Here is a 24876-nt window from a genome sequence, read left to right on the forward strand (position 1 = left end):
GCGGCCCCGCTCACTCGGTGGGGGTGCCGATCCGAAGACGATTGCCGTCGGGATCCCGCACCTCGATCTCGCGTGCCCACGGCGCCTCCTCCACCCGTACTCCGAACTCGGCGGCGACGGCGTCGACATCGCGGACCCGCAGATAGACCAGCGTGTCGGGGCGGGCGTCGCCCGTGTGTTCGGACAGGAACAACGTCACCGGGCCCCGTGCGATCTCGACGAAAGCGGGCAGCCCCGGCTCGAAACGGTGCTCCCACCGGCTGCCGAAGCCGAGCCGCTCGTACCAGGCGACCGCCGCGGCGGCATCCGCGACATTCAGGATCGGAATGACTTCCTCATGCACGCGGCTCGTCCTCACTGAAATGGGACCCCAACATAACAGCGCCTCTCCGCGCTTCTTGTCCCCTCCTGGCCGTCCTGGTCGCGGCCTGCGCGCCTACCCCAGCGACCCGGCGGCGGACACCCCTTCGAGGTGCTGGTCCGCTTCAAACCGTATCCGCCTCTGCCGGCTTGAAGGTGCAGGTCAAAGGGCTGGTGTGGCGGTCCTCTTTGACTGCGAGGTTGGTCATCGATCGGACGACGGATCTGGCTGATGTTTCCGTGGTGCGTTACGTGATTCCACGGATGTTGCTTCATGAGGCGATGCACGAGGGTTGTACTCGCGCTGGGGCCATGCGTTGCACGTGGTCCATGCACTGCACATGCCCGCGGCCCCTTCTGGTTCGAAAGGCGCTGGTACGTGGAGCAGTTGCTTGACGGCCCGCTGCGCAGCGACGAGTCCATGCTCGACGCCGACCGGTTGGCGTTCCTGAAGGCGATGAACGCCGTCGACGAGGCCCTCCCCGAGGAGCCCGAGGACGATGCCGAGGAGGACCTGGACGCCAGCAGGGACTGGGCGGCCGACGTCCGGGACGTGCTCGCGAACAGTCCGACGCACTGCGCGGCCACACCTGGCCGGCCGACGCGGAGAAGTCCGTCAACGCCCTGATGAAGGACATGCGGAACGCCCGCGCGGACTGGGCGAAGACCGCCACGGCGAGTGACGCCGACACGTACCACCTGCACTACGACAACGGCTGCGAATACGTCGAGGGCGACACCACCGTCGGTGCCCGCGAGTCCCTGGGGCTGGCGTTCACCCCGCCTTCGAGGGTTCCCAAGCCGAGCCGACGGCCGTGATGCTCGGATGACGAGCAGGGCCGCCTGATCTGGATATCCGCGCGCCCTGCTCGTCGCGGCTTCGAGTTGGCGGAGGCACACTGCGGCTCCACTTCCGGCAGTCCCTAGGCACCTGCGAAGGGCGTGAACTCGGCGGGCGCGTGCTCGATGGGCAGATCGCGCCACGCGGTGAGGCACTGGGCGCTGGCGGTGAACAGCCCGTCGGGGAGCTGGTCGAGCGGATACCAGCGCCAGTCCCCGACGCTCTCGTTCTCCTGGTCGGCGGGCTCGCCCTTCCACTCGGTGACGACCGCGGCCACGGTGACACGGAGGACACCGCCGACATCGTCGAGGAGCGTTCCGAGGAGGACCACATCCTCCTCACGGGCTGTGCAGCCGGTCTCCTCGGCCAGCTCGCGAACGACCGCATGCTTCAGTGACTCGCCCGGGTCGACCTTGCCGCCGGGGAGTTCGCGTGTGCCCCGGCGGTGGAGGCCGAGCAGCAGGCCCCGGGGGCCGTACAGGATGGCACCGACCCCGAACACCCCGTTCGGCTCCGGGGGTTGGCCGGTGCGGGGCCGGCTGGTCACGCGGGCACGTCGGCGGACCTGGAAGAGAGTGCAGGCGACCGGGTTGTCCTCGCCGGGGGCGGTGAGGATGCCCATCTGCTCCACGACGAGGCCGTACTCCGTCAACAGGTCTTCCCACAGGGCCGGAGCGAGCACCCACATCCGAACGGTGAGCCGCCCGCCGCCGGCCAGCGGCAGGATCTCTGGCCGTGGCGCGACCGCCGTCGACGGGCCGAGGCCGGCCGCGTTGGTGTGCAGCACGGAGAAGACCAGGCGCCCGCCGGGTGCCAGCGCTGTCGCGAGGACGGGCAGCAGCCGCCTGGGATCCATATAGGCGAGGCCATGGATGGAGTAGATGACGTCGTACTTCCCGGCGTGCTCAAGGTGCTGCACGGCGTCGGCGAGGATCAGGTTCAGGCCCGGCTGAGAGCCGTACCGCGCGGTCGCCCGCTCGTGCTGGGACGGTGACACATCGACGGCGTCCACCAGGGCGCCGCACTCGCGCGCGAGGTATGCGGCGTGCTTGCCCAGTCCCGCACCGAGGTCCAGCACACGCCGGCCGACGAGGTCGCCGAGCACTTCGGCACCGGGTCCGCTCGGCCAGAACCCCCAGGCAAGACGGTCGACGTCAGGAACGTCGGTGCCACGTGTGAGGTGATGCGTGCCGTACGCGGTCCAGGCATCGAGGTTGGTCTGCTCGCTGCTCAAGTGGTTGCCTCCGGTGGGTGTGGGTGTGGGTGTGGGTGTGGGTGTGGGTGTGGGTGTGGGTTGTCCGACGACGGTCCGGGCCCAGTCAGGGGGACGGGGGTGGGGACGGGATTCATGGGTTCCTCCTGGACCGAGGGCTGTGATCCGGGCAATCGATGGCGCCGACAGCCTTCCAGCCACAAGACTGTCCCGGTGAACACGCTGCCGCCGCCCCTGCCAGGCCCGCTCCCAGCCCCGGACCCCCGCGTACACGACCTCGTGCTCGACTACGCGGGCATGCACGCCATGGTGGACGACCTGGTGCTGCCCCGTGACGCGTCCATGTATGTGATGAGTGTGCTGGAGACCTCCCGCGAGCTCATCCGGCACTCCTACTACCGGTACGAGTTCGCCACCGTCGCCGTCACGCATGCGCTCCTCGCCCTGGAGCACGTGCTTGCCGAGCGGCTGGCCGTCGACGAGCCGCTGACCCTTCAGGAGCTGATCGAGCGGGCGGCCGACGCGGGGCTCATCGGGGCCGAACTCGCCGCCGAGGTCGACCGTGGCCGGGTGCTGCGTGACAAGCTCACTCGGGGCGCCACGACCAGTGCCGCCGTCCGCCCGGCCAGAGCCGTCGACATGGTGCGTGCCGTCTTCGAGGCTGTCTCCCTGCTCCTTCGCCCGGCCTCTGCGGCAGAAGCGACAGTCACCGACCTGGCCGGACCGCAGTCCGAAGAGGGACTTGCCCGGCTCTGGGAGGAACACCTGCGCGCCCCCTTCCCCGCGAGTTTCCGTGGCGTGGACATCGAGGGCGTGGAGCTGGTCCTGCTGGACTCAGGCGTCGCCGGCCTCGTCCAGGGGGAGCTGAAGGGCGGGCTCGACGACGGGGACATCGCCGATCTCTGGGGGTGTGTCGCCGACCTGGACAAGATCATGCCCCTGATCAACGAGGCGTACTGCGCTGCCTACTTCGCGAGGCTGCGCACAATGGCCGGACTGGTTCTGGGGTAAGGCAGGTCGAAGTGGTGTGGGGCGATGACCAGTTCGCTGCCACGGTCATCGCCCGATCGACGTCGCCACCACCCCCGCCGAATAAGGCTCCGGGTGGCCGGTGCTCATCGGTCCGCGTCGTGCAGCAGCGCCGCGTCCGGGCGCCAGCCCAGTTCGGGTGCGATCAAGTGCCGTACGTCGTGCAGGATCTGTTCGTAGTCGGCCTGCTGGAACTCGTACGGCAGTTCCAGGCGCAGCTCCGAGACAGCCCTGACCACCGGGTCCGCCGTCAGCTGTTCCAGGATCTGGTCCGCGGTCCCCACCACGTCCGGGGCGAACAGGGTCCGCCTCGGGCCCTGTGGTGCCAGGGTGCGGGCGTGGCGGGTGGCCGCGTACTCCCGGTAGCGGGCCCGCGTGGTCGCGTCCGCGCCGTCGAACGGGACGATCACCCGGCCGAGCGCCACCCGGGTCGGGCGGTCCCCGGTGAGGGCGCGCCGGTACTCGGAGAGCAGGGTGAGCTGGGCCGTGGTGAAGTCGTCGGTGCCCTCCCCGGTGACGATGTTGCCGGTGAGCAGGTTCAGCCCGTGCTCGGCGGCCCATCGGACCGAGCGCAGACTGCCTCCGCCGTACCAGACCCGGTCCACCAGGCCGGGGTTGTGCGGCTGAAGGCGGGGCCGCTGGGTGTTGCCGGGGGAGTGGATCACCGTGTCCGGGCCGCCGAGGAAGTCGCCGCGCAGGTGGTCGACGACGCGGGCGATCCTGCCGTACGACAGGTCGAAGCCGCGCCAGTCCCCGTCGTACACCAGGTCGCCGAGGAGTTCGGCGTGCGGCATGCCGGTGCTGAAACCGGCCTGGAGCCGGCCCCGCGACAGTACGTCCGCCAGCGCCAGGTCCTCGGCGAGCCGGAACGGGCTCTCGTACCCGATCGGGATGACCGCCGTGCCCAGCTCGACCCGTTCGGTGCGCTGGCCGGCGGCGGCGAGGAAGACCGCCGCCGAGCCGACACCGTGTTCGAGATGCCGTTGCCGGATCCACGCGCCGTCGAAGCCCGACTCCTCGCCGTACTCGAAGAGTCGGAGCGTCTCCTCCAGACCGGTGTACGGGTCGTCGTCGGCGAAGTTGCCGGGGGTGAGGAAGGACAGCGAGCTGATCGCGGGGGTGCTCATGCGGTCTTCGACCCTCTCGGTCGTGGCCTCGGTGGCGGCCTCGGTGGTGGCCTTGCTCATGGCTGTGGTCGTGGCCGTGTGGTCTCGGTGGGCGCGCCCGGCACTCAGGATCCGCCGCGCTCGCGGGGGATCTTCTCCCCGGCCTCGATCGCCACGGGCAGCCTGTTCTCGGCCGGCGGCAGCGGGCAGGTGGCCAGGTCGGTGTAGGCGCACGGCAGGTTCGTCGCCCGGTTGAAGTCCAGGACGACCGTGCCGTCCTCGGCGGGCGGGGCGAGGGCGAGAGCGCGGTTGGCCGCGTACGTGGTGACCCCGGAGGTCGCGTCGGTGAACAGCAGAAGCAGGCTGCCCGGGCCGTGACCGGGGAACGCGGTCAGTGCCAGGGGACGCCCGTCCAGCTCGAACTCGACCCGGCCCGGCGCGTCGTACACATGCTCAAGGCCCTCCACCGCCGCGCCCACGGTCGTCGGCCGGGGCTCGTCGAAGGCCGTGTAGCGGCCGGTCACCGCCCAGCGGGGCTGCGGGGCGTAGGCGGGCGTACCGGTGAACGCGGTGCGCAGCGGCGCGTCCGGGTGCCGGGGGCGGACGATGTCGTGTCCGCCGCGCCTGGCGACCTCGATCACGGCCTCGCCCCAGACCGCGTTCACCCCGCCGCGCTCCGGGAGCACCCCGAAGCGATGCTCGCCGTGGACGGGGGTTCCGTCCACGACCAGTTCCTCCCCCTCATTGAGGACCACGACGACCCCGTCGGCGCCGGTCGACCAGGCGCCCGGAGCGTCCGGGAAGCGCTGCGGCTCGTCGCCGAGCCAGTGCAGGCCGGTGACGGCGAGGAAGCCGTGGGGGTCGGCGAGCCGGGCCTCCTGCCCGGTGTGCCACTCCTGCCAGTCGCGGGTGAACGCGGCCAGGTCCGTGGTGGTGTCCTGAACGGTCATGCGTGCTCCTTCGTCGTCTTCTTCTTCGGTGGTTCGGGCGTGGCCGTGGTGTGTCGGCCGCCGGGGATCGCCGCGAGCAGTTCGCGGGTGTAGTCGTGGCGGGGTCGGGTGAAGAGTTCCTCGGCGGTGCCCGTCTCGACGATGCGGCCGGCCCGCATCACGGCGACCCGGTGCGCGATCTGGCGTACGACGGCCAGGTCGTGCGAGATGAACAGGTACGCCACGCCGGTGTCGGTCTGCAGTTCGGCGAGCAGGTCGAGGACCTGGGCCTGGACGGACACGTCGAGCGCGGACACCGGCTCGTCGCACACCACCAGATCGGGGGAGAGCGCGAGGGCGCGGGCGATGGCGACGCGCTGCCGCTGGCCGCCGGACAGCTCCGCCGGGCGGCGCTCCAGCGTTGCGGCGGGCAGCGCCACCCGTTCGAGCAACTCGCGGGCCCGGGCCAGCCGGGTGGCGCGGTCGCCGACCCTGAACGCGCGCAGCGGCTCGGTGATCACCTCGCCGATCGAGAACCGGGGATCGAGCGAGGCGTACGGGTTCTGGTACACGAGCTGGGCCCGCCGGCGCAACTGCCTCGCCCGGGTCCCGCGCGCGCTCGTGACGTCGGCCCCGTCGAACACGACGCGCCCGGAGGTCGGGTCGGTCAGCCGGAGCACCAGACGGGCGGTGGTGGACTTCCCCGAGCCGGACTCGCCCACCAGGGCCAGCGTGCGCCCCCGGTGGAGGGTGAAGCTCACGTCGTCGACGGCACGCAGGGTGCGGGCCGAGCCCTCGGCGCGCGGGAGACGGAACTCCTTGACCGCGTTGTGCACTTCGACCAACGGCGCCGCCGCGGCCCCGGGGGCGGAGGGTGTCGTGACCGTGGCCCGGGGGCGGGCCGTGGTCAGGCTGGGAGCGGCGGCCAGCAGTCGCCGGGTGTACGCGTGGCGCGGGTGGTCGAGGATGTCGCGGGTCGGACCTGCCTCGACGACCCGGCCCTCGGACATGACCACGATCCGCTGTGCCCGGTCGGCGGCGACGCCGAGATCATGGGTCACCAGCAGCACGGCGGTGCCGGACTCCTCCGTGAGGTGCTGGAGATGGTCGAGGATGACCCGTTGCACGGTGACGTCCAGGGCGCTGGTCGGCTCGTCGGCGACGATCAGCCGGGGTCGGCCGGCGATGGCGATCGCGATCAGGGCACGCTGCCGCATCCCGCCGGACAGTTCGTGCGGGTACTGCCGGGCGCGGGTGGCCGCGTCGGGCAGCCCCGCCCGGTCCAGGATCGCGATCGCCTCCGAGCCGGCGGCGCGGCGGGTCGCCAGCCGGTGGATACGCAGCACCTCCGCGACCTGCTCGCCGACGCGTTTGACGGGGTTGAGCGAGACGGTGGGGTCCTGGGGCACCAGACCGATCTGGGCGCCGCGTACGGTGCGCAGTTCACGCTCGGACAGCGCGGTGAGGTCGTGCCGGCCGAAGCGGACGGTGCCCGCGTCGATGCCGCCGTTCGCCGCCAGGAGCCGCATGATCGCGTGCGCGGTCGTGCTCTTCCCGGAGCCGGACTCGCCGACCACCGCGGTGACTTGGCCCGGCCATACGTCGAGGTCGACGCCCCGCACGGCCCGCACGGTGCCGCCACGGGTGCGGTACGACACCGACAGGCTCCGTACCTCCAGCAGTGGCTCCGGCGTGTTCGTCACGTTCCCATCCGTTCCGGGGTCGTTCGTCGGGGGCCTGTCTGTCCTGGACCTGTTGGTCATGGGCCCGTCCGTCATGGGCCCGTCCGTCGCGGGTCCGTTCGTTCCAGGCCCGTCTGTCGCGGGTCCGTTCGCTGTGGGGCCGGTCATGGCTGTCGGAACCCGTCGCCGTCCTGCCGGGACCACTCGCCGTCCAGCGCCCGCGCGACGCGGTTGGTGGCGAGCACGGTCGCGGCGATCGCCAGGCCGGGCAGCGCGGTGAGCCACCACGCGTTGCCCAGGTAGTCGCGCCCGTCGGAGATCAGCGTGCCCCACTCCGGTGCGGGCGGCGGCGCCCCGTAGCCGAGGAAGCTCAGCGACGACACGGCCAGGACGGACGCGCCGAAGTCGAGGGTGGCCAGGACGATCACCGGGCCCGCCGCGTTGGGCAGCACATGCCGGCCGAGGACCGAGTACCAGCGGGCCCCGCACGAGCGCGACGCCTCGACGAAGACCGCCTGCCGTACCCGCAGCACCTCCGCGCGCGTCACCCGGGCGAAACCGGCGACACCGGCGGCCCCGACCGCCACCGCGACCTTCACCGTTCCGTAGCCCAGCGCCGTGACCAGCGCCAGGGACAGGAACAGCGCCGGGATCGACAGCAGTACGTCGACGCAGCGCATCAGTACGTCGTCGACCCAGCGGCCGACGAAACCGGCGACCAGACCGAGCAGACCCCCGACCACGAAGGCGACCGCCACCGCGATCAGCGTTGCCTGCAAGGAGAGTTGCGCCCCGTGCACCACACGGGAGAACAGGTCGCGCCCCAGCTCGTCGGTGCCGAACCAGTGCGCTCCGCCGGGGCCTTGGAAGTTCTGTGTCGGCACCCCGTGCAGGGGGTCCTGCGAGGTGAACAGTCCCGGCCGGAACGCGGCCAGCACCACGAGGACCACGACGAGGACGGAAACCAGCAGTCCGGGCCGGCGCAGGAAGAACCGCGGGACGCGCCGGAGTGCGTGAACGCGCCGGGTGCGTGGGCCGATACCGGATTCGACCGGGCGCGCCGAGGCGAGCGCGGCGCCGGTCGCCGTACCGTCGGCGTCGCGGACACCACCGACACCACCGATGCCATCGACATCACCGATGTCACCAACGCCACCGACGTCGTCGACAAGGGGCCGGCTCATGCGAAGCTCCCCTTCCGGCCGGAGGCCACCACGATCCGTGGGTCGAGAAGCGGGTACACGAGATCGACGATCAGGTTGGCCAGTACGAAGATCAGCGCTCCGAACACCACCACTCCCTGGACCAGCGGGATGTCCTGGGCGGTGACGGCGGCAACGGTCACCCGGCCCAGGCCGTCACGGGAGAACACGGTCTCCACGACCACCGAACCGGCGATCAGCTGCCCGGCCAGCAGCCCGACGACCGTCAGGGCGGGCAGCGACGCGTTGCGCAGCGCGTGCCGTAGATGGATGCGCGGCCTGCTCGCGCCCTTGGCCCGCGCGGTCTCCACATAGGCCTGATCCAGGGTGGTGAGCAGGCTCTTGGCCAGCACCTGCGCGACCTGCGCGCCCGTCGGGATCGCCAGGGTCAGTGCCGGCAGCACCAGTCCCCGCCATCCGTCGTTGCCGAACGCCGGGAACCAGCGCAGCCGGAACGAGAACAGCTCGACCAGCAGCAGTCCGACCCAGAAGGTCGGTACCGAGACACCCAACGGCGGCAGCGACAGCAGCAGTTGCCGCAGCCACCGCCGCGAGGTGTAGGTCGCCGACAGCGCGAGACCGCCGCCGAGGACCACCGCGAGCAGCAGCGCCGTACCGGTCAACGTCAGGGTCTGCGGCAGCGCGTCCCCCAGCGTCGTGGTCACCGGGCGGCCGGTGGAGATCGAGTCCCCGAAGTCCCCGCGCACCGCCCGGCCGAGGTAGTCGGCGTACTGCGCCAGTACGGGCTTGTCGAAGCCGTACTCGTGCCGGAGTCTGGCGAGCTGCGCCGGATCGACCTGGTTGGACTCCGCCCCGGCCCCGGCCATCGCCGACACCGGATCGCCGGGCAGGAGGACCAGCACCAGGAACGAGACCGTGTACGCCGCCCACAGCACCCCGAGCGCCTGCGCGACGCGTTTGATCACATAGCGGCGCATGCGTCAGCCGATCCAGGTGTCGTGCAGCTGGATCCGGCTGGACGCCTCGAAGTCGAGGCCGTGCACCTTCTTCGCCACCCCGAGCTGGGTCTGCAGCTCCACCACCGGGACCACATACGCGTTCCGTACGATCAACCGCTGTGCCTGCTCGACCAGTCGGGCACGCTCGGCCGCGTCGGTGGTCGCCGCCTGCCGGGTCAGCAGGGAGTCCAGCGGGCTCGCCGGCAGGTGGTAGAAGTTGGCCAGCTTCGTGGAGTAGGAGCTGCGCAGGATGTCGGGGTCGGCACGGGTCACATTGCCCCATACGGCGTCGAAGTCACCGGACTGGAGGGTCGGGGCGAACTGGCTGATCTGCCGCTCCTTGAGCACGATGTCGATGCCGACGGCCTTGAGCTGCTGCTGGATCAGCTCCAGGGCGGGCTGGTTGGTGGCCGCGTTGGCGAACCAGGAGACGGTCAGGCGCAGTTCGTCGCCGTTCTTCGTCCGGATGCCGTCGCCGCCGGTCCTCCAACCGGCCGAGTCCAGCAGGGACTTCGCCTTGGCGGCGTTGTGGGTCAGGTCCGGGCCGAGGTCCGCGTAGTCGGGGGTGGTGTGCGCCAGGATGCTCGTGGCGGGCTGTGTGCCGGTCGGGAACACGGCGTCGACGATCTGCCGCCGGTCGATGGCGAACAGGATCGCCTGCCGCACCTTCACGTCCTTGAGCAGTGGCCGGGAGTTGTTCAGCCCGAGGTTGAACACATTGCCCGGGTTGGCCCGCCGCAGCAGGTTCACCTGACCGCCCTTGAGCGCCGCCTCGTTGGCCTTGCCGACGCTGCTGATCGCGTCCACCTGACCCGACTGCAGGCTGCCGGTGCGCACCCCCGCCTCGGGCACCACCTTGAACACCAGTTTGTCGAGGTACGCCTCGCCCTTCTTGCTCCACAGCGAGGAACCCCAGTCGTACGAGGTCCGCTTGGCCAAGGTGATCGACTGGTTCTGCACATACTGCTTCAGCGTGAACGGACCGCTGCCGACGACGCCCTCGCTGCACTTCTGCTGCGGCGTCCTCTTCACGCTCGCCGACGACTCGATGCCCAGCGAGAACGTGGAAGTGGCTTGCAGGAACTGGGCGTTGGGCTGCTTGAACTTCACCCGTACCGTCAGCGGGTCGACCACGGTGGTGCTCTCCACACCGCTCAGATACCCCTGGGCCAGGGTCCCCAGGGCGCCGAGCTCGGGCACCGCGTCGAAGTTGTCCTTGACCACCTGCGCGGTCAGCGGTGAGCCGTCGCTGAAGGTGACCCCCGATCTGAGGTGGAAGGTGAAGGTCGTCGTGTCCGGGCTGATGTCCCAGCTCTTCGCCAGCCACGGCACGATCCGGCCGGTCTTCGGGTCCTGGTCGGTCAGGGAGTCGACGACCTGGCGCAGGGAGTAGATGGTGTCGTTGCTGCCGACCTGCTGCGGATCGACGCAGCCGGCGTCGGAACCCACCGCGAAGGTCAGGGTGCCGCCCGACCTGGGCTTCCCGTCACCACCGCTCGAACTGCCGCCGCTGCCGGACGAGCAGGCGGTCAGCAGCACACCGGTGGCCAGAAAGGCGGTCAGTGCCACCCATCGAGCAGGGCGAGCACGACGAGGTGGGAGGGCAGGGCGAAGTGGGAGGGCAGGGCGGGGAAGGCGGGAATCCGGATGCGCTGTCACGGAACGAGTTCTCCTACGCGAAAGTCGTCGCGCACGCGGGCGTACGGACAACGGCAGAGGTGCGGACGGTGCCGCTCCCGAGGCAGGGCGGCACGGTTCACATGGGGAAGGACGCGAAGAGGTTCAGGAGGTCGCCGGGGGCGTCAGAACCAGCGGTGAACGTCCTCGGACAGCCGACGGGAAGCAGTCGGTGTCGGCGACCGGAACGTGGTCAGCCGAGACAGAGGGAGCTGGTGATGCGCTGCAGATCGATGTGGCGGCGACGGGAGAACCGGGAGAGGGCCGCCGCGACCGTGAGGGAGGAACCGGAGACGCTGCTGTGCCGCACGCTCACTCCTCCACTTTCCGGGCCCCTGCCACGGGCCCACGCGCTTGCCGGATCGGCGATCCGGCCGGGCTTTCACCTGGAGCACCCCACCGCGTCGGAGGGTTGCCGGTCAGCGAGCCAGGGCTTGACGCTGACACTCAATGCCAGTTGAAACTTTAGCGATCGCCTTCGCGACCCGTCAACGCCGCATGGCGATTCGGGCACTGTCCCCATACTGCGGGAAGGCTCGGCACTGTGCGAAGGTTCCGTACCGTGCCGACGAGAACGCTCCGTTGACACCCTCCGCCCCACATGCTTGCATCCCGCCATGCCGTCGCCGGAGCCTCTGACTCGCCGCCGCGCCGTGGATCTCGTCCGCGTTGCCGCCGCGCTGTGTCGGACGACCGGCTGATCGCGCGCCTCCCGGGGTCGGTGCCAACCGCCTTGCCGCGCAGGCCAGTTGGGTAGGCCCCGCCTCTCCCCGACGGATGCCGCGCCCTCGCCCGCGCCGCCCCTTCTCGTGCCCCGCCGTGCTCCCTCATGTCCCTTCGCCCGCAAGCTCATGACGAGGATCCGCCATGCCATCTCCCACCCCCACCGGTCACCGCCACGAAACCGACTACGACCGCCGCCGCCTACGACAGTGGCTCGCCGGTGAGGCCAGGGCCGACGGAGTCACCCGCCGTCGGCTGCTGACCCTGCTCGCCGCCACCGCCGCCGGGACCGCACTCGCCACCGCACGGCCCGCCCACGCCGCCGACGCAACGATCGTCAAACCCCTGCCGCCCGAGTGGTTCATCCAGCGCGGCACCAACGCCGAGACCCGCTGGGAGGCCCTGCGCGGCACCGGCCACCACACCCCCAACGAACTGTTCTTCGTACGCAACCACACCTCCACCCCCGTCCTGGACGCCGACGACTGGCGGCTGCGGCTGTGGGGCACCGGGCTGCGCGGCACCCCCGGCGAGGACCGGCCGGTGGAGTTCGGCTACGACGACCTGCGCGCCCTGCCCGCCGTCACCCGTACCGCCTTCGTCGAGTGCGCCGGAAACGGCCGCTCCTTCTACACGGCCCAGCAGGGCGAGACGGTCACCGGCACCGCCTGGACCCTGGGGGCGATCGGCGTCGCACGCTGGCGCGGGGTGCGCCTGGCCGACGTACTGCGCAGGGCCGGGCTGTCCCCGTACGCCGTGGACGTGCAACCCCGCGGTCTGGACGCCGAGTTCGTCAGCGGGGGCGAGAGCCTGGGCCGGGTACGCCGTCCGCTGCCGCTGGCCAAGGCGCTGGACGACGTCCTGCTCGCCTACGAGATGAACGGTGAGCCGCTGCCGTACGACCACGGGTACCCGGTGCGGGTGCTGGTGCCGTCCTGGATCGGGATCGCGTCGATCAAGTGGGTCGGCGACATCGAGGTGTCCGCACAGCCGCTCTACTCACCCTGGAACACCACCTTCTACCGGCTGTTCGGCCCCGCCCACCCAGAGGGCGGCAGCGCGCCGCTCACCCGGCAGGTCACGAAGAGCGCCTTCGAGCTGGCGCGCGGGGCCACGTTCACGGCGGGGCGGAGACACGTCCTGCACGGACGGTCGTGGTCGGGTGCGGGCCCCGTCGCCCGGGTCGACGTCAGCACCGACGGCGGGACGAACTGGCGGCCCGCCCGCCTGCACGACCGCCCCCGCGCCGCCACCTGGACCCGCTGGTCCCTGAGCTGGCACCCCGAAACACCCGGCGCCACCCACCTGCTGGCCCGCGCCACGGACACGACCGGCCACACCCAGCCGGACACCGCCGTCCCCAACACACAGGGCTATCTGTTCGACGCGGTGGTACGGCACCCGGTCAGCGTGGTGTGACCGGCATCCGCCCAGGTCACAGGGGCGTTCTCAGTGCCGGGTGATAGGAAGCCGGGATGACCCGGACACCTGACTTCGAAGACCTGCTCACCTTGATCCAGGACCGCTCAGCCGCCCTGCGCGACAGCGTGGCGGGCTCTCCCGATCCGGAGGTCCGTGTCCGCAGTTGCCCCGACTGGTCGCTCCGCGACCTCGTCGAACACCTCACCGAGGTGCACCGGTTCTGGGCGGCGGCGGTCGTGGCCGGCCCCAGCGAGAAGCCGCCGACCGTGGCATCGGCCGATGACCTGCCGTCAGCCGGCCTTCTGGCTCGCTCGGCCGCAGCCACCCAGGAACTGATCTCCGCGCTGCGAGCCACAGGTCCCGCGGCGGGCTGCTGGACCTGGTGGGCCGGTTCCGAGGTCCCGACGACGAGCGGCGCCGTGGCACGCCATCAGGTCCAGGAGGCCGCGGTCCACGCCTTCGACGCCCAGCTGGCCTACGGAACTCCCCAGCCCCTCCCGGCGGTTGTCGCACTCGACGGCATCGCCGAGTTCATCGGCGTCAGCCACGGCACCGCCGGCCCCTGGCCGTACGAGCCGGCCCGGATCGGCCTGCACACCACCGAGGGCGAGTCCTGGCTGCTCGACCTGACGGCACCCGGAACACACGCCACCGCCGACCACCACGAGACGCACGCCGACCTCCACGGAACGGCGAGCGACCTGCTGCTCACCCTGCACGGCCGCCTCCCCCTCGACACCCTGCGCAGCGAGGGCGACCGCGCCACCCTGGAGAACCTCCTGCGCTGGCCCGACCTGGACTGACATCCCGACCGGCTCCCTTGGCCGTTCACATCTGAGCGTCTTAGCGCCGGAGCGCCGGAGCGCCGGAGTTGCCGGGCCACGGCCGGATCTCATCCATGATGTCGAAGTGAGAGAACCCTCCGCCCGGCCTCCGTGATACACCGGAAAGATCACCGCGACGCGAGCGGACGAGCAGAGAGGGCATCGCCCATGGGTTGGCCGACGACGTCACACCTTCTGCCGAGGGACACGAAGATACTGACCATCGGGCTGCACCCCGGTGCGCTCGACTACAGCCGGATGCCCGACGGTGTGGACGAGGCGGCACTCACCGCCCGGATCGACGCCGCGAGGACGGCGCTGCGCGAGGCGGGGTTCGATGTCGTCCAGTGCCTGATCGACACCTCCCCGGACCGCGCCGAGGAGGCCGTCCGGAAGCGCCTTCAGGAGCATGAGTTCGGCCTGGCGATGATCGGCGGCGGCGTACGTATGCTGCCGGAGAACACCCTCCTGTTCGAGCGACTGGTCAACGTCCTCAGCGAGGCGGCACCCGGCATCCGCCTGTGCTTCAACTCGGCCCCGGAGAACACGGTCGAGGCACTGGGGCGGTGGATCGAGGCCTGAGGGGCAGGCGCATGAGGGCATGGGGTGAGGCCGACTGGACGGGACCCCGGTTCGAGAAGCTTCTCCGGGGGATGGTGCGGCGGGTGCTGGCGGGCAGAGAGCCGCAACCCCGGTGGATGCCCCGGCGCGTGCTGACCGTGGTGTCGGCCGACGTCGACGCGGCTGCCGGTGTCGGGGCGATCTGGATCGTATGGCGTCCGAAGTCACCCCGGACGCGTGAGCACATCGCGCTCCTGGAGTGGTACGGGGAGCAGTGGCGGTATGCCGGGGGCAGCAGCGGTTCTGGAGACGATTTTGTCGACTCCGAAATGCTCGATGTGCTCGATGTGCTCGATGTGCTCGATGTGCTCGATGTGCTCGATGTGCTCGATGTGCTGGATGTGCGCAACGGTGGGGCCGCCCGCAGCCTCACACGTCGGCTGGATCCTCCGCGCTCCCTCACCACGGCCCCGTGGATCGGTTGCGCACTGGTGTGTCTCGGACGGGATGTGGATCACGTGGTCATCGGTGGCCGCCGGTTGGAGAATCCCGAGCACTGCCGACTGATCGCCGTCTGGACGTCCCCCGGCACCAACCCCAGAGACCGGCCCGTCATCGTGGCTCTCGGCAGCGACGGAGTCGAACTCTCCCGCATCGGCCCCCATGACGGCCTGGACACTCACACCTGGGCGCAAGTGAGGGAGGAGCTGTAGTCGGTCCGTTTCCGGGGCCTGTCGTACTGACTCCAGACCGCGAGAGCCCCTGCCGCTGTGGCGCGGCCGACGGGGGCAGGCGCGGGTCATCGCGGACTCTCCCTCCCCGGTTTCCATCCCCAGACGGTGAGCGTCCCGGCCGACAGCGCGGCGCATTCGTCGGAGACGAGCCCCACCCCACGCTGCAGTTGAGGGTACGACGGCACGTCAGGTCGACCGCGTCGCTGAGCACCAACACACCGCCGGGTGCGACGAGTTCGGCCAATGCCGTGATCAGACGTTCGCGCCGGGGGAGATGCGTCAGCACGAACCGCGCGGGGACGAGCCGGAACCGGCCGGTGACGAAATCCGGGGCGGTGATGTCGGCCTCCAGCACGTCGAGCCCGGGCACGGGCCGAGCATCGAGGAAACGTACGTCACGGTCCACAGCGAGCACACCCGCAACCCCGGCCTCGCCCAGCAGCCGGCGCGAGACCGTGCCCGTACCGGCACCCACGTCGATCGTGGTCCTTGACGGGTTCCAGCGCCAAGGCGGTGAGGGTCCGGCACAGCGGGTGGTCGAACGCGTTCATGGCCGGACCTCTTCACACGGTGGGGCGGTGCCGGGCGACCCGTCCCGAGGCCGCCACCTCACCGATCCTCCACCGAAGGCCGCCACACGGCCGAGGCGCGCCGTGCCAGAGCCGATCGGACGCCGCCCGCCGGCTGACACGCGCATGTTGTACCCGTCGCTGTGCGGGTGCGCCGCACACCAGCCGGCCTCGCCACCCGCTGATGTTCCCTCGCGGACAGGTCGAGCGATACGCCTACTGCTCGGGGCGCGGCATCCGTACGACCGCCGTCCCCCCGGCCAGATCCACCGTCGTGCGATGCGGCGGCGCTCCGTCGTCCTCGTTGTCCGGCAGGACCAGCGCGGACTGCCGCTCCTTGAGCTCGTTCTGCTTGCCCGGCGAGAAACTCGCGTGCAGCTGCTCGAACCCGGTCGCCGATATCTGCCCCTGACGCGCGCTGTTCCGCCACGGCAGCGCTCCGGACCGGCCCGCGCGCAACAGCAGTTGGTCGACGAAGGCCAGCAGGGTCAGCACGGTGACCAGCCCCGGCAGTGTCATGAAAAAGACGAACTCCATACCCGCAGTATCCGAGTCGCGGGTGTCAGGCGCTGCCGATTCCCGCGTCGCGCCGCATGTGCCTGTGCGTCGGCCGGTCGAGGAACCAGCGGTAGGCGGCACCGAGCACGTACGCCTGCGTCACGGCCCCGACGGCGATCCCGATGAAGGGCAGCGCGCCGGGAAGGGTCACGAACAGGAATGAGGTGGGGCCGGTGACGAGGAAGAGCCAGATGCCCGCGAAACTGCCGTCCACGTGCTCGACGAAGAGGGCGTCCACGCCGACCCAGACGCCGACTGCGGCCACGAGGGCCAGATAGCCCAGGGCTGCGGGGTTCACGAGGGTGTGGCGAAGGATCTGGGGCAGGGATCGTGACGAGGCGGCCATTGTTGAACTCCTTGGGTACTGCACGGTGTTGGTGGGGTGCTCGGTCGTGGTGTCGGGGTCAACGATGCCGTGGGGAAGGGGTTGCCACCTGAGTACGCGTACCTACGTACGCCTGCGCGATCGGACGTGTTTCGTGGGCCGCCGGCCCCACTGCTGGGCGGCTCACCAGCAGTAGGGCTTCGAGATCCGTCGTGCGTCGGCTCGGATCAGTGGCAGGCTCGGATCCGCGTCAGGCTTCGAGACGCTCGGCGTATGCCTCGGTCGGAGGGTACGGGGCGGGACGCGTCATGCCCACCGACCAGAATCCCGTGGTGCCGGGTATGGACGTCACGTCATTGACGTGCGGCGCCGGGGCCGTGTCGGCAGGGCCCCGGACGATCGTCCAGGTCTCGCCGTCCCGGCGCAGATACGTACTGCGGCTCTGGTCCTGGAAGTTCCAGCCCGAGATCCAGGCGGCGCGGCCCTGCGTGTCGCCCGTGATTCCGGTCAACGACCCGAGGGTGAAGCCCGCTTCCAGCCGGGTCCAGGCGGTGCCGTCCCAGTGGCTGAGGGCGGGGTTGCCGGGGCGCCCCGGTGGCCCGCCGACGCCGGCCTCGGTGCCCACCGCCCATACGTCGTCGGGACCGGCCGAGTGGAGGTCGGCGATGCCAAGGCGGAGGCCCGCGATCGGGGGGAGGACCGTCCACGCTCCGTCCCAGCGGGCCACGAGCCCGGACCAGCCGCCGCCGTTCGACCGGTCGCCGCTCACCCAGACCTCGCCCGGCGAACGCACCACGACCCGGTAGAGGTTCACGCTGGCGACGGGCAGCGGATCCAGCCAGCGCCATCGTCGCCCGTTCCCGTGCAGCAGACGGGCGGCGCCGCCCCGGCTGCCGCAGATCCACACCTGCCGGCCGGGGCCGACGGCCACCGAGTTGAGCCGAACGTCCGCCTCGCCCTTGCCGGGGAAGGCGGCTTCGCACCAGGTGGTTCCGTTCCAGCGCAGCAGGGGGCTGCCGTCTCCGACGGGCTGGCCCACACTCCACGCCGTGGTCCGGCCGACACCGGCGACGTCGGTCAACCGTGTGTGGCCGAGATGCGAGAGGTCGGTCTTCGTCCAGGTGTCTCCGTTCCACAGCATGGCCAGGGCGCGTTGCTGGGTCTGCGCGCTGAGGTTCTCCTCCCCTACGGCCCAGGCCAGTCGGGGCCCGGCGGCGGCGACACGGCGCAGCTGTGCGGCGGGAGCGCTGCCGGGCGCCGGCACGGCCTGCCAGCCTTGCGTACGGGGTGCGGGCACGCCGGCGCGGGACGGAGCCGGGCCGAGCGTGGCCCCCGCGAGTGTGCCGATCGTCCCTGCCACAAATCGCCTTCGTCTCACTGCTGGATCCCCTCCAGGTGGATCGGGCGGATAGGAGCGACCACCGTGAGTCAGCGAACTCGAAACTTCTAGCCATTCATGTGACAAAGCGCGCAGTTCGCGCAGTTCGTTCGGCCCGGTAAAGGGGCCCGGACAGCGCCGACGGGGCGGCGTACGCCGACGCGGTGTCGGGGTACGCCGCCCTGGGGCGCTACGGGTGCGGGTCAGGGCCCGTTGTCTCCTGGCGTTACTTGGGGTCGCTGTTGAACTTGGCGGCGGACCAGAAGTAGCCGAGGACGGCGAGGCCGAGGCACCAGGCGAGGGCGAGCCAGCCGTTGTGGCCGATCTCGGTGCCGAGGAGGAGGCCGCGGAGGGTCTCGATGGCGGGGGTGAAGGGCTGGTACTCGGCGATCGGCTGGAACCAGCCCGGCATGGAGTCGATCGGGACGAAGGCACTGGAGATGAGAGGCAGGAAGATCAGCGGCAGGGCGTTGTTGCTGGCGGCCTCGGCGTTGGGGCTGATGAGGCCCATACCGACGGCGATCCAGGTGAGGGCCAGGGCGAACAGGGTGAGCAGGCCGAAGGCCGCGAGCCATTCCAGGGCGGAGGCGTCGGTGGAGCGGAAGCCGATGGCCACGCCCACGGCGCCGACGAGGACCACGCTGGCGACGGACTGGAGCACGCTGCCGATGACGTGTCCGATGAGCACCGACCCGCGGTGGATCGGCATCGTACGGAAGCGGGCGATGATGCCCTCGCTCATGTCCATCGAGACGGACACGGCGGTCCCGACCGTGGTGCCGCCGATGGTCATCAGCAGGATGCCCGGAACCAGGTACGCGATGTAATCGGAGCGGTCCGCCCCGCCGCCACCCATGCCCGCGCTCATCACGTCGCCGAAGATGTAGACGAAGAGCAACAGCAGCATGACCGGGGTGAGCAACAGGTTGAGGGTGAGGGAAGGGTAGCGCCGCACGTGCAGCAGGTTGCGCCGCAGCATGGTGGACGAGTCGCGCACGGCGAGGGAGATCCGGGACGGGCGGGTGGGGGCCAGAGGGGTGCTCATCGGACGTTCTCCTTGGGCTGGCTGGGCACGTTGGTGGCGCTGGTGAGGGCGAAGAACACGTCGTCGAGGTCGGGGGTGTGCACGGTGAGTTCGTCGGCCTCGATACCGGCCGCGTCCAGCCAGTCGAGGATCGAGCGCAGTTCGCGCTGGGTGCCGCCGCTGGGGATCTGCAGGGCGAGGGCTTCGTCGTCGCGGGTGACCTCGCGCAGCGCGGTGGCGGCGGAGCGGTAGGCGGTGGGGTCGGTGAAGCGGAGGCGGACGTGTCCGCCGGGGATGAGCCGCTTGAGTTCCTCGGCGGTGCCCTGGGCCGCGATCTTCCCGTCGTTCAACACCGCGATGCGGTCGGCGAGTTCGTCGGCCTCTTCCAGGTACTGGGTGGTGAGGAAGACGGTGACGCCGCCGGTGACGAGTTCGCGGATGATCTGCCACATGTTGTGGCGGGAGCGGGGGTCGAGGCCGGTGGTGGGTTCGTCGAGGAAGATGATCCTGGGGTCGCCGACCAGGGTCATGGCGATGTCCAGGCGGCGTTTCATGCCGCCGGAGTAGGTGGAGGCGGGCTTCTTCGCGGCCTCGACCAGGTCGAAGCGTTCCAGGAGTTCGGCGGTGACCCGGCGTCCCTCGGCCCTGGACAGGTGGTGCAGGTCGGCCATGAGGAGCATGTTCTCCTCGCCGGTGATCAGGCCGTCGACGGCGGAGAACTGCCCGGTCACACCGATCGCGGCACGCACGGCCTGGGGGTCGGCGGCGAGGTCGTGGCCGCCGACGCGGATCTCGCCGGAGGCGGGGTCGGGGGTGATGAGGGTGGAGAGGATCTTGACCGCGGTGGTCTTGCCGGCGCCGTTCGGCCCGAGCAGCGCGAACACGGACCCGGCCGGGATGCGCAGGTCGATGCCGTCGAGGACGACCTTGTCGCCGTAGGACTTCCGTAGACCGCTGGCGGAGATGGCGGAGTTGGTGGCCGGCGACGGGCGACCGTCGCCCTGGCTGGACGTGGGCATGACAGAAGAAGGCATGTGGCCCTCCCGTTCGAGGGGTGAAGTGACAGGGAAGTCGGAGAGAGATGAGGCTGGTACCGGCGGAACGAGAGTGCTCAGGCCTTGGCGCGGAGGACGTCGATGTTGCCCCAGTTGGTCCGCGCGCGAACCTTGACGGTGTCCTCGGCCTGCTCCGGAGCCTGGGACGCGGCCACCATGTTGCGCACCTGTCCACGGTTGGAGCGGACGTCGAGCCAGGCTGCGGTGCCCTCGCGGATACCGACCTCGATGGAGCCGTTGGAGGTCTCCAACTGGACGGTGCCGCGGGCCACTTCGGCGACGCGAAGGATGCCGTGGGTGGTGGTGCCGGTGACCGAGGCCTCGGCGCGCGCGATGTCGATGGCACCGTTGGCGCCACTCACCCGCAGTTCACCGGTCACGGTGCCGACGTTCGTCGTGCCGTGCGAGTTCTTCAGGACGGCGGCGCCTTCGATGATGCCGACGCGCACATTGCCGGTGCTGCTGGTGATCTCGGCCGGGCCTTCGACCCGGTCGACGCTGCTGGTTCCGTGTGACGCCTTGAGCCGCAGCGGGCCGGTGGTGTCGAGGCGGACGTCGCCGGCCGAGGTGTTCACCTGGACCTCGCCGAGCCGGCCCTCGCCGAGCACCCTGGCCGCGGCGCCGGTGACATCGATGTGCGAGCCCGTGGGCAGTTCCACCGTCACGTCGACGGTGCCGCCGCGCCCGAGCAGATTGGCTTTGGGAGTGGTGACGGTCAGGACGCCGCTCGCGTAGGCGACCTCCGTCTGGTCGGCCGACCGTACGTCCTGGTCCTTCTTCGGGTCGCGGGGCCGCACCTCGACGACGGTGTCGAGGCGGTCGCTCGCGGTGAGGTGGAGGGATCCGGCGTACACGTAGGCGGTGACCGAAATCGGTTCGGGGGTGTCGAAAGAAGGCATGGCTGTACCGTCCTCGTGAGTCCTTGGGGCGTCCCCGCTGGTGGGACGTGGTGTGGGTGAAGTGGTGCGGGCGAGGCGCGGCTAGCGCACCCAGCCCGTGAAGCTCTGTCCGATGCTCTGGGCCTTCTCCGGCGTACGCGGCCGGGTCCCGCCGTCGACCGCGGCCGACACGGCCCGCACCAGCCACGCGTTGACCGACAGGCCCTCGCGGGTCGCCGCCTCTTCGGCGCGGGCCTTGAGGTGGGCCGGCAGCCGCAGGTTCACACGGGCGATGCCGCCCTCGTCGCCGTCGGCCGGCGCGGGCGCCGCGAGCGGCTCGACGGGCGCGGCCGGCTCCGCCGGGGCGTGACCGTCGGTGGGCGGCGGTGTCACCACGAAGTCGGGGTCGAGTCCGCGCAGCCGTACGTCGACCGAGCCGGGGGCGAGTTCACGGGTGATCTCGTCCGTGGCGGCGGAAAGCACATTGAGCATGATCAGTCGGGTCGCCGACTCCAGGGGAGCGGTGAGCCTCTCCGCCAGCTCGCGGGCTTCCTCGCCGCCGGCCTCGGCGGCCACCGCGAGTTCGCGGCGGAGGGTGTCGACATACGGGGTGAGGTCCATGACGCCATCATGGCACCACAATGGCTCCACTCGCAAGCCGTCGGTTGATGCTTCCGGCTCGGAGTTGACTGACGACGGCTTTGACCTGCGAAAATGCTGTGGTGCCGAGCTGGGTGAGTGTGGCACCAGGCGTGCTCCTGCGCCCTTGGGGGCCTGGGGTGGCGCCGGATGGCACTATGTGGCACCCCCTTGGTGTCACGTGGCGCCAAGGGGGTGCCGCGCAATGCCCTGTGGTGTCGCACCGGTCGGCAATTCACTCGCATGCCTGGTCGGTCTGCGACGAGAATGCCCTGGCCACCCCATCACTCAGAGGAGCCTTCCGATGACCAGCCCGCAGCACGCCCACGCCAGCCTGGACGGCCTTGTGATGGGCGATGCCTTCGGTGACAGCTGGTTCACGCGCTCCGACGAGAACGCCGAGGAGCAGTGGGCCGCCCGGAAGCCGCGTCCACGGCCGTGGTTGTGGACGGACGATTCCGCCATGGCCTTCGTGCTGTTCGCTCATCTGATGACCCATGGAGAGATCCGTCCGGACGGTCTGGCGGACGAGTTCGCCGCCGAGTACGACCGGGACCCGGGTCGCAAGTACGGGCCGTCGATGCACGGTGTGCTCCGGAGCATCCGCGAGGGCGGGGACTGGCGGGCCGTCACCACGGCGCAGTTCGGCGGGCAGGGCTCCTACGGAAACGGTGCCGCGATGCGGGTAGCCCCTCTCGGGGCGTGGTTCCGGGGCGATCTGCCGGCGGCCCGCGAGCAGGCCCGCCTGTCCGCGCTGACGACCCACGCTCACCCCGAGGCCGTCGCCGGCGCCGTGGCCGTAGCGGTCGCCGCGGCGCTGGCCGCCGCCGGCGAGGGGGCGGACACCCCGCCGCGCGCGGAGTTCCTGCGGGAGGTCGCCGCCCATGTGCCGGACAGTGACGTCCGCTCAGGGCTGCTGGTGGCCGCGAACTTCTCCGACCGTACGTCGGTTCGCCACGCGGCGTCCGTGCTGGGCTCGGGGACGCTGATCTCGGCCCCGGACACGGTTCCGTTCGCCCTGTGGTCCGCGGCGGGACATCTGGACGACCTGGGCGAGGCGCTGTGGCAGACGGTCGCCGGCTGGGGTGACCGCGACACCACCTGCGCGATCGTGGGAGGCGTCGTCGCGGCCCGCACCGGCACCGGCGGGGTTGACGCCGCATGGCACGAAGCCCGCGAGGACATCCCCGCCTGGAGCCGCTGGGAGGCTCCCGCGGCCCTCCCCGTCGATGTTCCCGCGTCCCTCCACGCGGATGCTCCAGGCCTCCCCACCGCAGGCTGACGTTCCGGGGGCGCACCGGGTGGCCGGCCCGCGCCCGGGCCCGGGGGAGTGCGGGAAGGGTGCGCAGGACGGTGTCGGGGGCCGTGGCCGCCGCGCACCCTCATCGGACACGCTGTCGGCGCACCCCGTCGGCCTCCGGCGCCGGCCGTCGCAGCAGGTAGACACCCGCGATGGACACCAGAAGGGCCATGCAGGCGATGAAGACCAGCCCGGCGCCCTCCAGACCCATGGGCTCCGCCAGGAGCCCCACACCGATGACCGGAACGGAGATACCCGTGTAGGCCACCACGAACAGCGTCGAGATCACGGCCGCGCGCCGGTCCGCCCCGGCCGCCGCCGCCACGGCGGACAGCGCGCCGCGAAACGCCAGCCCCTGCCCCGCCCCGCCGACGACTGCGCTCAGCACCACCAGGGGCAGCAGTTCCCATCGCAGGGCGCCGGCCAGCAGCCCCAGCCCGGCCAGAAGCCCGGCGCAGCCCAGCGGCAGCGACCGGCGCATCCCGACCCGGTCGACGGCCAGTTGCCCGGCAGTCGAGGCGAAGAAGGCCAGCGCGACGATCAGCCCGCTCACCGCGTGGTTGTGGACGTCCAGGGACTGGGCGAGAAAGGCCGGACTGACCGAGGTGAACACCCCGAACAGGGCGAACCCCACGAAGGAGGCGGCCGCCGCCGGTCCGAAGACCGCCCGCACCCGCGGGGGCAGACTGGGGCGTTGCGGCCGTACGGTGCTCAGGGGCCGGCGCTCCCGTACGGTCTCCGGAAGCCGCAGCAGGACGGCGGCCGAGCAGGTCACCAGGGCGAGGTGGACGGCGAACGGCAGATACAGCGGCCAGTCGGCGTACTGCGCGAGCACCCCGGCGAGCAGCGGGCCGCAGCCGAGCCCGCCCATGTTCGCGGCGGTCGCCACGAACGTGGCCCGAGAGGCGCCGCCCTCGGGTGCCAGCTCCATGACGTACGCCGTGGCGGCCCCGGTGAACAATCCCGCGGACAGTCCCGACAGCAGCCGCCCCGCGTACAGCCAGCCCAGCGCGGTGGCACACAGGAAACAGACGGCACTCGCGGCGGCGAACCCCAGGCCCCACAACAGCACCGGCCGCCTGCCCACGGCGTCCGAGGCGTTGCCCGCGAGCAGCAGCACCCCGATGACTCCGAAGGCGTAGACGGCGTAGACGACGGTCACCGTGAGCTCGTCGAAGCCGAACTTCTCCTGGTAGAGGCCGTAGAGAGGAGTCGGCAGCGTCGTACCGGCCATGCAGACGGCGAACACCGCCCCGCTGAGCAGGCACCGGCGCCGGCTTCCAAGATCACCGTCCATACCGCCGACGGTAACCGCGCCCACCGCCGCACGCGCCCCGAGCCGGATCACCCGACGGCGAGGGAGACCTCGGTCGACTTGACCAGCGCGGTGACGGAGGAGCCGACGGTCAGGCCGAGGTCGTCGACGGCGTCCTTGGTGATGGCGGCGGTGAGTTCGCCGCCGGCGACGCTGACCTTGACGGAGGCCATCGCGGCGCCGACGGCGAGGCCGCTCACCGTGCCGGGCAGCCGGTTGCGGATGGACAGGCCCTCCACGGAGCCGGTGGCGAGGGCGACCTCCGTCGATTTGACCAGGGCGTTCACCACCGATCCCGTGGCGAGGCCGAGCTCCCGCACGGCATCCAGGGTGATCGCCGAGGTGAAGTCCTGGCCCCCGTCCAGACGGACCTTGACCGTGGCCATGGCTTCGCCGGGGGTGATGGAGGTGACGGTGCCGGGGATCTGGTTGCGGATGCTCAGGCTCATGGGAACGCCTTACCGAGGAGGGGGGGATATGCCGGTTCTGCTGCCTTCTGTCTGGTGTGCGGATCACGGTAGCCGGGCCGGACACGAATGTTCGGCCAACAGGCACGGGCGGCACGGCGGCAGT

The 24876-nt window shown here is 71.0% G+C and carries 26 protein-coding genes, 1 pseudogene and 1 riboswitch; of the genes and pseudogenes, 8 read left to right on the forward strand and 19 right to left on the reverse strand.

The window, feature by feature from the left end:
- Positions 1-10 precede the first annotated feature (10 nt).
- Positions 11-343: a glyoxalase superfamily protein gene (locus ABT147_RS22080; protein WP_351408667.1), complete on the reverse strand. Its 333-nt coding sequence runs from the start codon at positions 341-343 to the stop codon at positions 11-13.
- Positions 344-739: 396 nt separating this feature from the next.
- Between ABT147_RS22080 and ABT147_RS22085 the strand changes: the two genes are divergently transcribed.
- The gene (locus tag ABT147_RS22085) at positions 740-988 is read left to right on the forward strand and encodes a hypothetical protein (RefSeq protein ID WP_351408669.1); all 249 of its coding nucleotides are present in this window, start codon (positions 740-742) and stop codon (positions 986-988) included.
- A complete protein-coding gene (locus ABT147_RS22090; RefSeq protein ID WP_351408670.1) occupies positions 988-1179 on the forward strand; it encodes a hypothetical protein in 192 nt (63 codons plus the stop codon). Before ABT147_RS22085 ends, ABT147_RS22090 begins: the two co-directional genes overlap by 1 nt.
- 104 nt (positions 1180-1283) lie before the next feature.
- Here the strand turns inward: ABT147_RS22090 and ABT147_RS22095 are convergent, their stop codons facing one another.
- Positions 1284-2435, reverse strand: coding sequence for a bifunctional class I SAM-dependent methyltransferase/NUDIX hydrolase (locus tag ABT147_RS22095; RefSeq protein WP_351408672.1), 1152 nt, complete (start codon positions 2433-2435; stop codon positions 1284-1286).
- Between the two features lie 192 nt (positions 2436-2627).
- On the opposite strand from ABT147_RS22095, the gene ABT147_RS22100 reads away from it, so the two are divergent.
- Entirely contained in the window at positions 2628-3425 is a 798-nt protein-coding gene (locus tag ABT147_RS22100) for a hypothetical protein (protein WP_351408674.1), read from the forward strand.
- A gap of 104 nt (positions 3426-3529) precedes the next feature.
- On the opposite strand, the gene ABT147_RS22105 is transcribed toward ABT147_RS22100, so the two are convergent.
- From ABT147_RS22105 to ABT147_RS22135, 7 genes are all read right to left on the reverse strand, one after another.
- Complete coding sequence (locus tag ABT147_RS22105) at positions 3530-4630, reverse strand: LLM class flavin-dependent oxidoreductase (RefSeq protein ID WP_351408676.1); 1101 nt, start codon at positions 4628-4630, stop codon at positions 3530-3532.
- A 44-nt stretch (positions 4631-4674) separates the two neighbouring features.
- Positions 4675-5499, reverse strand: coding sequence for a DUF1684 domain-containing protein (locus ABT147_RS22110; RefSeq protein ID WP_351408678.1), 825 nt, complete (start codon positions 5497-5499; stop codon positions 4675-4677).
- The gene (locus tag ABT147_RS22115) at positions 5496-7241 is read right to left on the reverse strand and encodes a dipeptide ABC transporter ATP-binding protein (RefSeq protein ID WP_351408680.1); all 1746 of its coding nucleotides are present in this window, start codon (positions 7239-7241) and stop codon (positions 5496-5498) included. Before ABT147_RS22115 ends, ABT147_RS22110 begins: the two co-directional genes overlap by 4 nt.
- Positions 7242-7324: 83 nt before the next feature.
- A complete protein-coding gene (locus tag ABT147_RS22120) occupies positions 7325-8344 on the reverse strand; it encodes an ABC transporter permease (protein ID WP_351408682.1) in 1020 nt (339 codons plus the stop codon).
- Complete coding sequence (locus ABT147_RS22125) at positions 8341-9300, reverse strand: ABC transporter permease (protein ID WP_351408685.1); 960 nt, start codon at positions 9298-9300, stop codon at positions 8341-8343. Before ABT147_RS22125 ends, ABT147_RS22120 begins: the two co-directional genes overlap by 4 nt.
- Positions 9301-9303: 3 nt before the next feature.
- The gene (locus tag ABT147_RS22130; protein WP_351408687.1) at positions 9304-10890 is read right to left on the reverse strand and encodes an ABC transporter substrate-binding protein; all 1587 of its coding nucleotides are present in this window, start codon (positions 10888-10890) and stop codon (positions 9304-9306) included.
- Positions 10891-11191: 301 nt separating this feature from the next.
- Positions 11192-11308: a putative leader peptide gene (locus ABT147_RS22135; protein ID WP_351408689.1), complete on the reverse strand. Its 117-nt coding sequence runs from the start codon at positions 11306-11308 to the stop codon at positions 11192-11194.
- Positions 11309-11343: 35 nt separating this feature from the next.
- A riboswitch (SAM riboswitch) is annotated at positions 11344-11453 on the reverse strand.
- A 412-nt stretch (positions 11454-11865) separates the two neighbouring features.
- Between ABT147_RS22135 and ABT147_RS22140 the strand changes: the two genes are divergently transcribed.
- From ABT147_RS22140 to ABT147_RS22155, 4 genes are all read left to right on the forward strand, one after another.
- Positions 11866-13140, forward strand: coding sequence for a sulfite oxidase (locus ABT147_RS22140; protein ID WP_351408692.1), 1275 nt, complete (start codon positions 11866-11868; stop codon positions 13138-13140).
- A gap of 56 nt (positions 13141-13196) precedes the next feature.
- Positions 13197-13946, forward strand: coding sequence for a maleylpyruvate isomerase family mycothiol-dependent enzyme (locus ABT147_RS22145; protein WP_351408694.1), 750 nt, complete (start codon positions 13197-13199; stop codon positions 13944-13946).
- A 189-nt stretch (positions 13947-14135) separates the two neighbouring features.
- Positions 14136-14549 carry a hypothetical protein gene (locus tag ABT147_RS22150; RefSeq protein ID WP_351408696.1) on the forward strand — a complete coding sequence of 138 codons (414 nt, stop codon included), beginning with the start codon at positions 14136-14138 and terminating at the stop codon, positions 14547-14549.
- 71 nt (positions 14550-14620) lie between these two features.
- Positions 14621-15241: a hypothetical protein gene (locus ABT147_RS22155; RefSeq protein WP_351408699.1), complete on the forward strand. Its 621-nt coding sequence runs from the start codon at positions 14621-14623 to the stop codon at positions 15239-15241.
- Positions 15242-15437: 196 nt separating this feature from the next.
- Here the strand turns inward: ABT147_RS22155 and ABT147_RS22160 are convergent.
- The 8 genes and pseudogenes from ABT147_RS22160 to ABT147_RS22195 all read right to left on the reverse strand — a co-directional run.
- Positions 15438-15809: pseudogene (locus ABT147_RS22160) on the reverse strand (class I SAM-dependent methyltransferase); the annotation flags it as partial.
- 238 nt (positions 15810-16047) lie between these two features.
- A complete protein-coding gene (locus ABT147_RS22165) occupies positions 16048-16368 on the reverse strand; it encodes a DUF6191 domain-containing protein (protein ID WP_351408701.1) in 321 nt (106 codons plus the stop codon).
- A gap of 25 nt (positions 16369-16393) precedes the next feature.
- Positions 16394-16735, reverse strand: a complete 342-nt coding sequence (locus ABT147_RS22170) for an SCO4225 family membrane protein (protein ID WP_351408703.1) — start codon at positions 16733-16735, stop codon at positions 16394-16396.
- A gap of 229 nt (positions 16736-16964) precedes the next feature.
- Entirely contained in the window at positions 16965-18074 is a 1110-nt protein-coding gene (locus ABT147_RS22175; RefSeq protein WP_351408706.1) for a hypothetical protein, read from the reverse strand.
- Positions 18075-18318: 244 nt separating this feature from the next.
- Positions 18319-19137 carry an ABC transporter permease gene (locus tag ABT147_RS22180; protein WP_351408708.1) on the reverse strand — a complete coding sequence of 273 codons (819 nt, stop codon included), beginning with the start codon at positions 19135-19137 and terminating at the stop codon, positions 18319-18321.
- Positions 19134-20150, reverse strand: a complete 1017-nt coding sequence (locus ABT147_RS22185) for an ATP-binding cassette domain-containing protein (protein ID WP_351408710.1) — start codon at positions 20148-20150, stop codon at positions 19134-19136. Before ABT147_RS22185 ends, ABT147_RS22180 begins: the two co-directional genes overlap by 4 nt.
- Before the next feature lie 77 nt (positions 20151-20227).
- Positions 20228-21070 (reverse strand): DUF4097 family beta strand repeat-containing protein, encoded by an 843-nt coding sequence (locus tag ABT147_RS22190; protein ID WP_351408712.1) that lies wholly within the window; start codon positions 21068-21070, stop codon positions 20228-20230.
- A gap of 81 nt (positions 21071-21151) precedes the next feature.
- Entirely contained in the window at positions 21152-21670 is a 519-nt protein-coding gene (locus ABT147_RS22195) for a toxin-antitoxin system HicB family antitoxin (protein ID WP_351408714.1), read from the reverse strand.
- Between the two features lie 322 nt (positions 21671-21992).
- Between ABT147_RS22195 and ABT147_RS22200 the strand changes: the two genes are divergently transcribed.
- Positions 21993-22970 carry an ADP-ribosylglycohydrolase family protein gene (locus ABT147_RS22200; RefSeq protein ID WP_351408717.1) on the forward strand — a complete coding sequence of 326 codons (978 nt, stop codon included), beginning with the start codon at positions 21993-21995 and terminating at the stop codon, positions 22968-22970.
- Positions 22971-23070: 100 nt separating this feature from the next.
- On the opposite strand, the gene ABT147_RS22205 is transcribed toward ABT147_RS22200, so the two are convergent.
- Together ABT147_RS22205 and ABT147_RS22210 are read right to left on the reverse strand one after the other, a co-directional pair.
- Positions 23071-24285, reverse strand: coding sequence for an MFS transporter (locus ABT147_RS22205; RefSeq protein ID WP_351408719.1), 1215 nt, complete (start codon positions 24283-24285; stop codon positions 23071-23073).
- A 47-nt stretch (positions 24286-24332) separates the two neighbouring features.
- The gene (locus ABT147_RS22210; protein WP_351408721.1) at positions 24333-24752 is read right to left on the reverse strand and encodes a TOBE domain-containing protein; all 420 of its coding nucleotides are present in this window, start codon (positions 24750-24752) and stop codon (positions 24333-24335) included.
- Positions 24753-24876 lie beyond the last annotated feature (124 nt).

It is taken from the genome of Streptomyces sp. NPDC001868, assembly GCF_040297125.1.
Lineage (GTDB): Bacteria > Actinomycetota > Actinomycetes > Streptomycetales > Streptomycetaceae > Streptomyces.

Excerpts from the sequence above, each read along its gene's own strand:
- ABT147_RS22090 (WP_351408670.1), top strand. The coding sequence starts at position 988 with ATGAAGGACATGCGGAACGCCCGCGCGGACTGGGCGAAGACCGCCACG.
- ABT147_RS22105 (WP_351408676.1), bottom strand. The coding sequence starts at position 4,630 with ATGAGCAAGGCCACCACCGAGGCCGCCACCGAGGCCACGACCGAGAGG.
- ABT147_RS22110 (WP_351408678.1), bottom strand. The coding sequence starts at position 5,499 with ATGACCGTTCAGGACACCACCACGGACCTGGCCGCGTTCACCCGCGAC.
- ABT147_RS22115 (WP_351408680.1), bottom strand. The coding sequence starts at position 7,241 with ATGACCAACAGGTCCAGGACAGACAGGCCCCCGACGAACGACCCCGGA.
- ABT147_RS22120 (WP_351408682.1), bottom strand. The coding sequence starts at position 8,344 with ATGAGCCGGCCCCTTGTCGACGACGTCGGTGGCGTTGGTGACATCGGT.
- ABT147_RS22125 (WP_351408685.1), bottom strand. The coding sequence starts at position 9,300 with ATGCGCCGCTATGTGATCAAACGCGTCGCGCAGGCGCTCGGGGTGCTG.
- ABT147_RS22140 (WP_351408692.1), top strand. The coding sequence starts at position 11,866 with ATGCCATCTCCCACCCCCACCGGTCACCGCCACGAAACCGACTACGAC.
- ABT147_RS22145 (WP_351408694.1), top strand. The coding sequence starts at position 13,197 with ATGACCCGGACACCTGACTTCGAAGACCTGCTCACCTTGATCCAGGAC.
- ABT147_RS22150 (WP_351408696.1), top strand. The coding sequence starts at position 14,136 with ATGGGTTGGCCGACGACGTCACACCTTCTGCCGAGGGACACGAAGATA.
- ABT147_RS22155 (WP_351408699.1), top strand. The coding sequence starts at position 14,621 with ATGGTGCGGCGGGTGCTGGCGGGCAGAGAGCCGCAACCCCGGTGGATG.
- ABT147_RS22165 (WP_351408701.1), bottom strand. The coding sequence starts at position 16,368 with ATGGAGTTCGTCTTTTTCATGACACTGCCGGGGCTGGTCACCGTGCTG.
- ABT147_RS22170 (WP_351408703.1), bottom strand. The coding sequence starts at position 16,735 with ATGGCCGCCTCGTCACGATCCCTGCCCCAGATCCTTCGCCACACCCTC.
- ABT147_RS22180 (WP_351408708.1), bottom strand. The coding sequence starts at position 19,137 with ATGAGCACCCCTCTGGCCCCCACCCGCCCGTCCCGGATCTCCCTCGCC.
- ABT147_RS22185 (WP_351408710.1), bottom strand. The coding sequence starts at position 20,150 with ATGCCTTCTTCTGTCATGCCCACGTCCAGCCAGGGCGACGGTCGCCCG.
- ABT147_RS22190 (WP_351408712.1), bottom strand. The coding sequence starts at position 21,070 with ATGCCTTCTTTCGACACCCCCGAACCGATTTCGGTCACCGCCTACGTG.
- ABT147_RS22195 (WP_351408714.1), bottom strand. The coding sequence starts at position 21,670 with ATGGACCTCACCCCGTATGTCGACACCCTCCGCCGCGAACTCGCGGTG.
- ABT147_RS22200 (WP_351408717.1), top strand. The coding sequence starts at position 21,993 with ATGACCAGCCCGCAGCACGCCCACGCCAGCCTGGACGGCCTTGTGATG.
- ABT147_RS22205 (WP_351408719.1), bottom strand. The coding sequence starts at position 24,285 with ATGGACGGTGATCTTGGAAGCCGGCGCCGGTGCCTGCTCAGCGGGGCG.
- ABT147_RS22210 (WP_351408721.1), bottom strand. The coding sequence starts at position 24,752 with ATGAGCCTGAGCATCCGCAACCAGATCCCCGGCACCGTCACCTCCATC.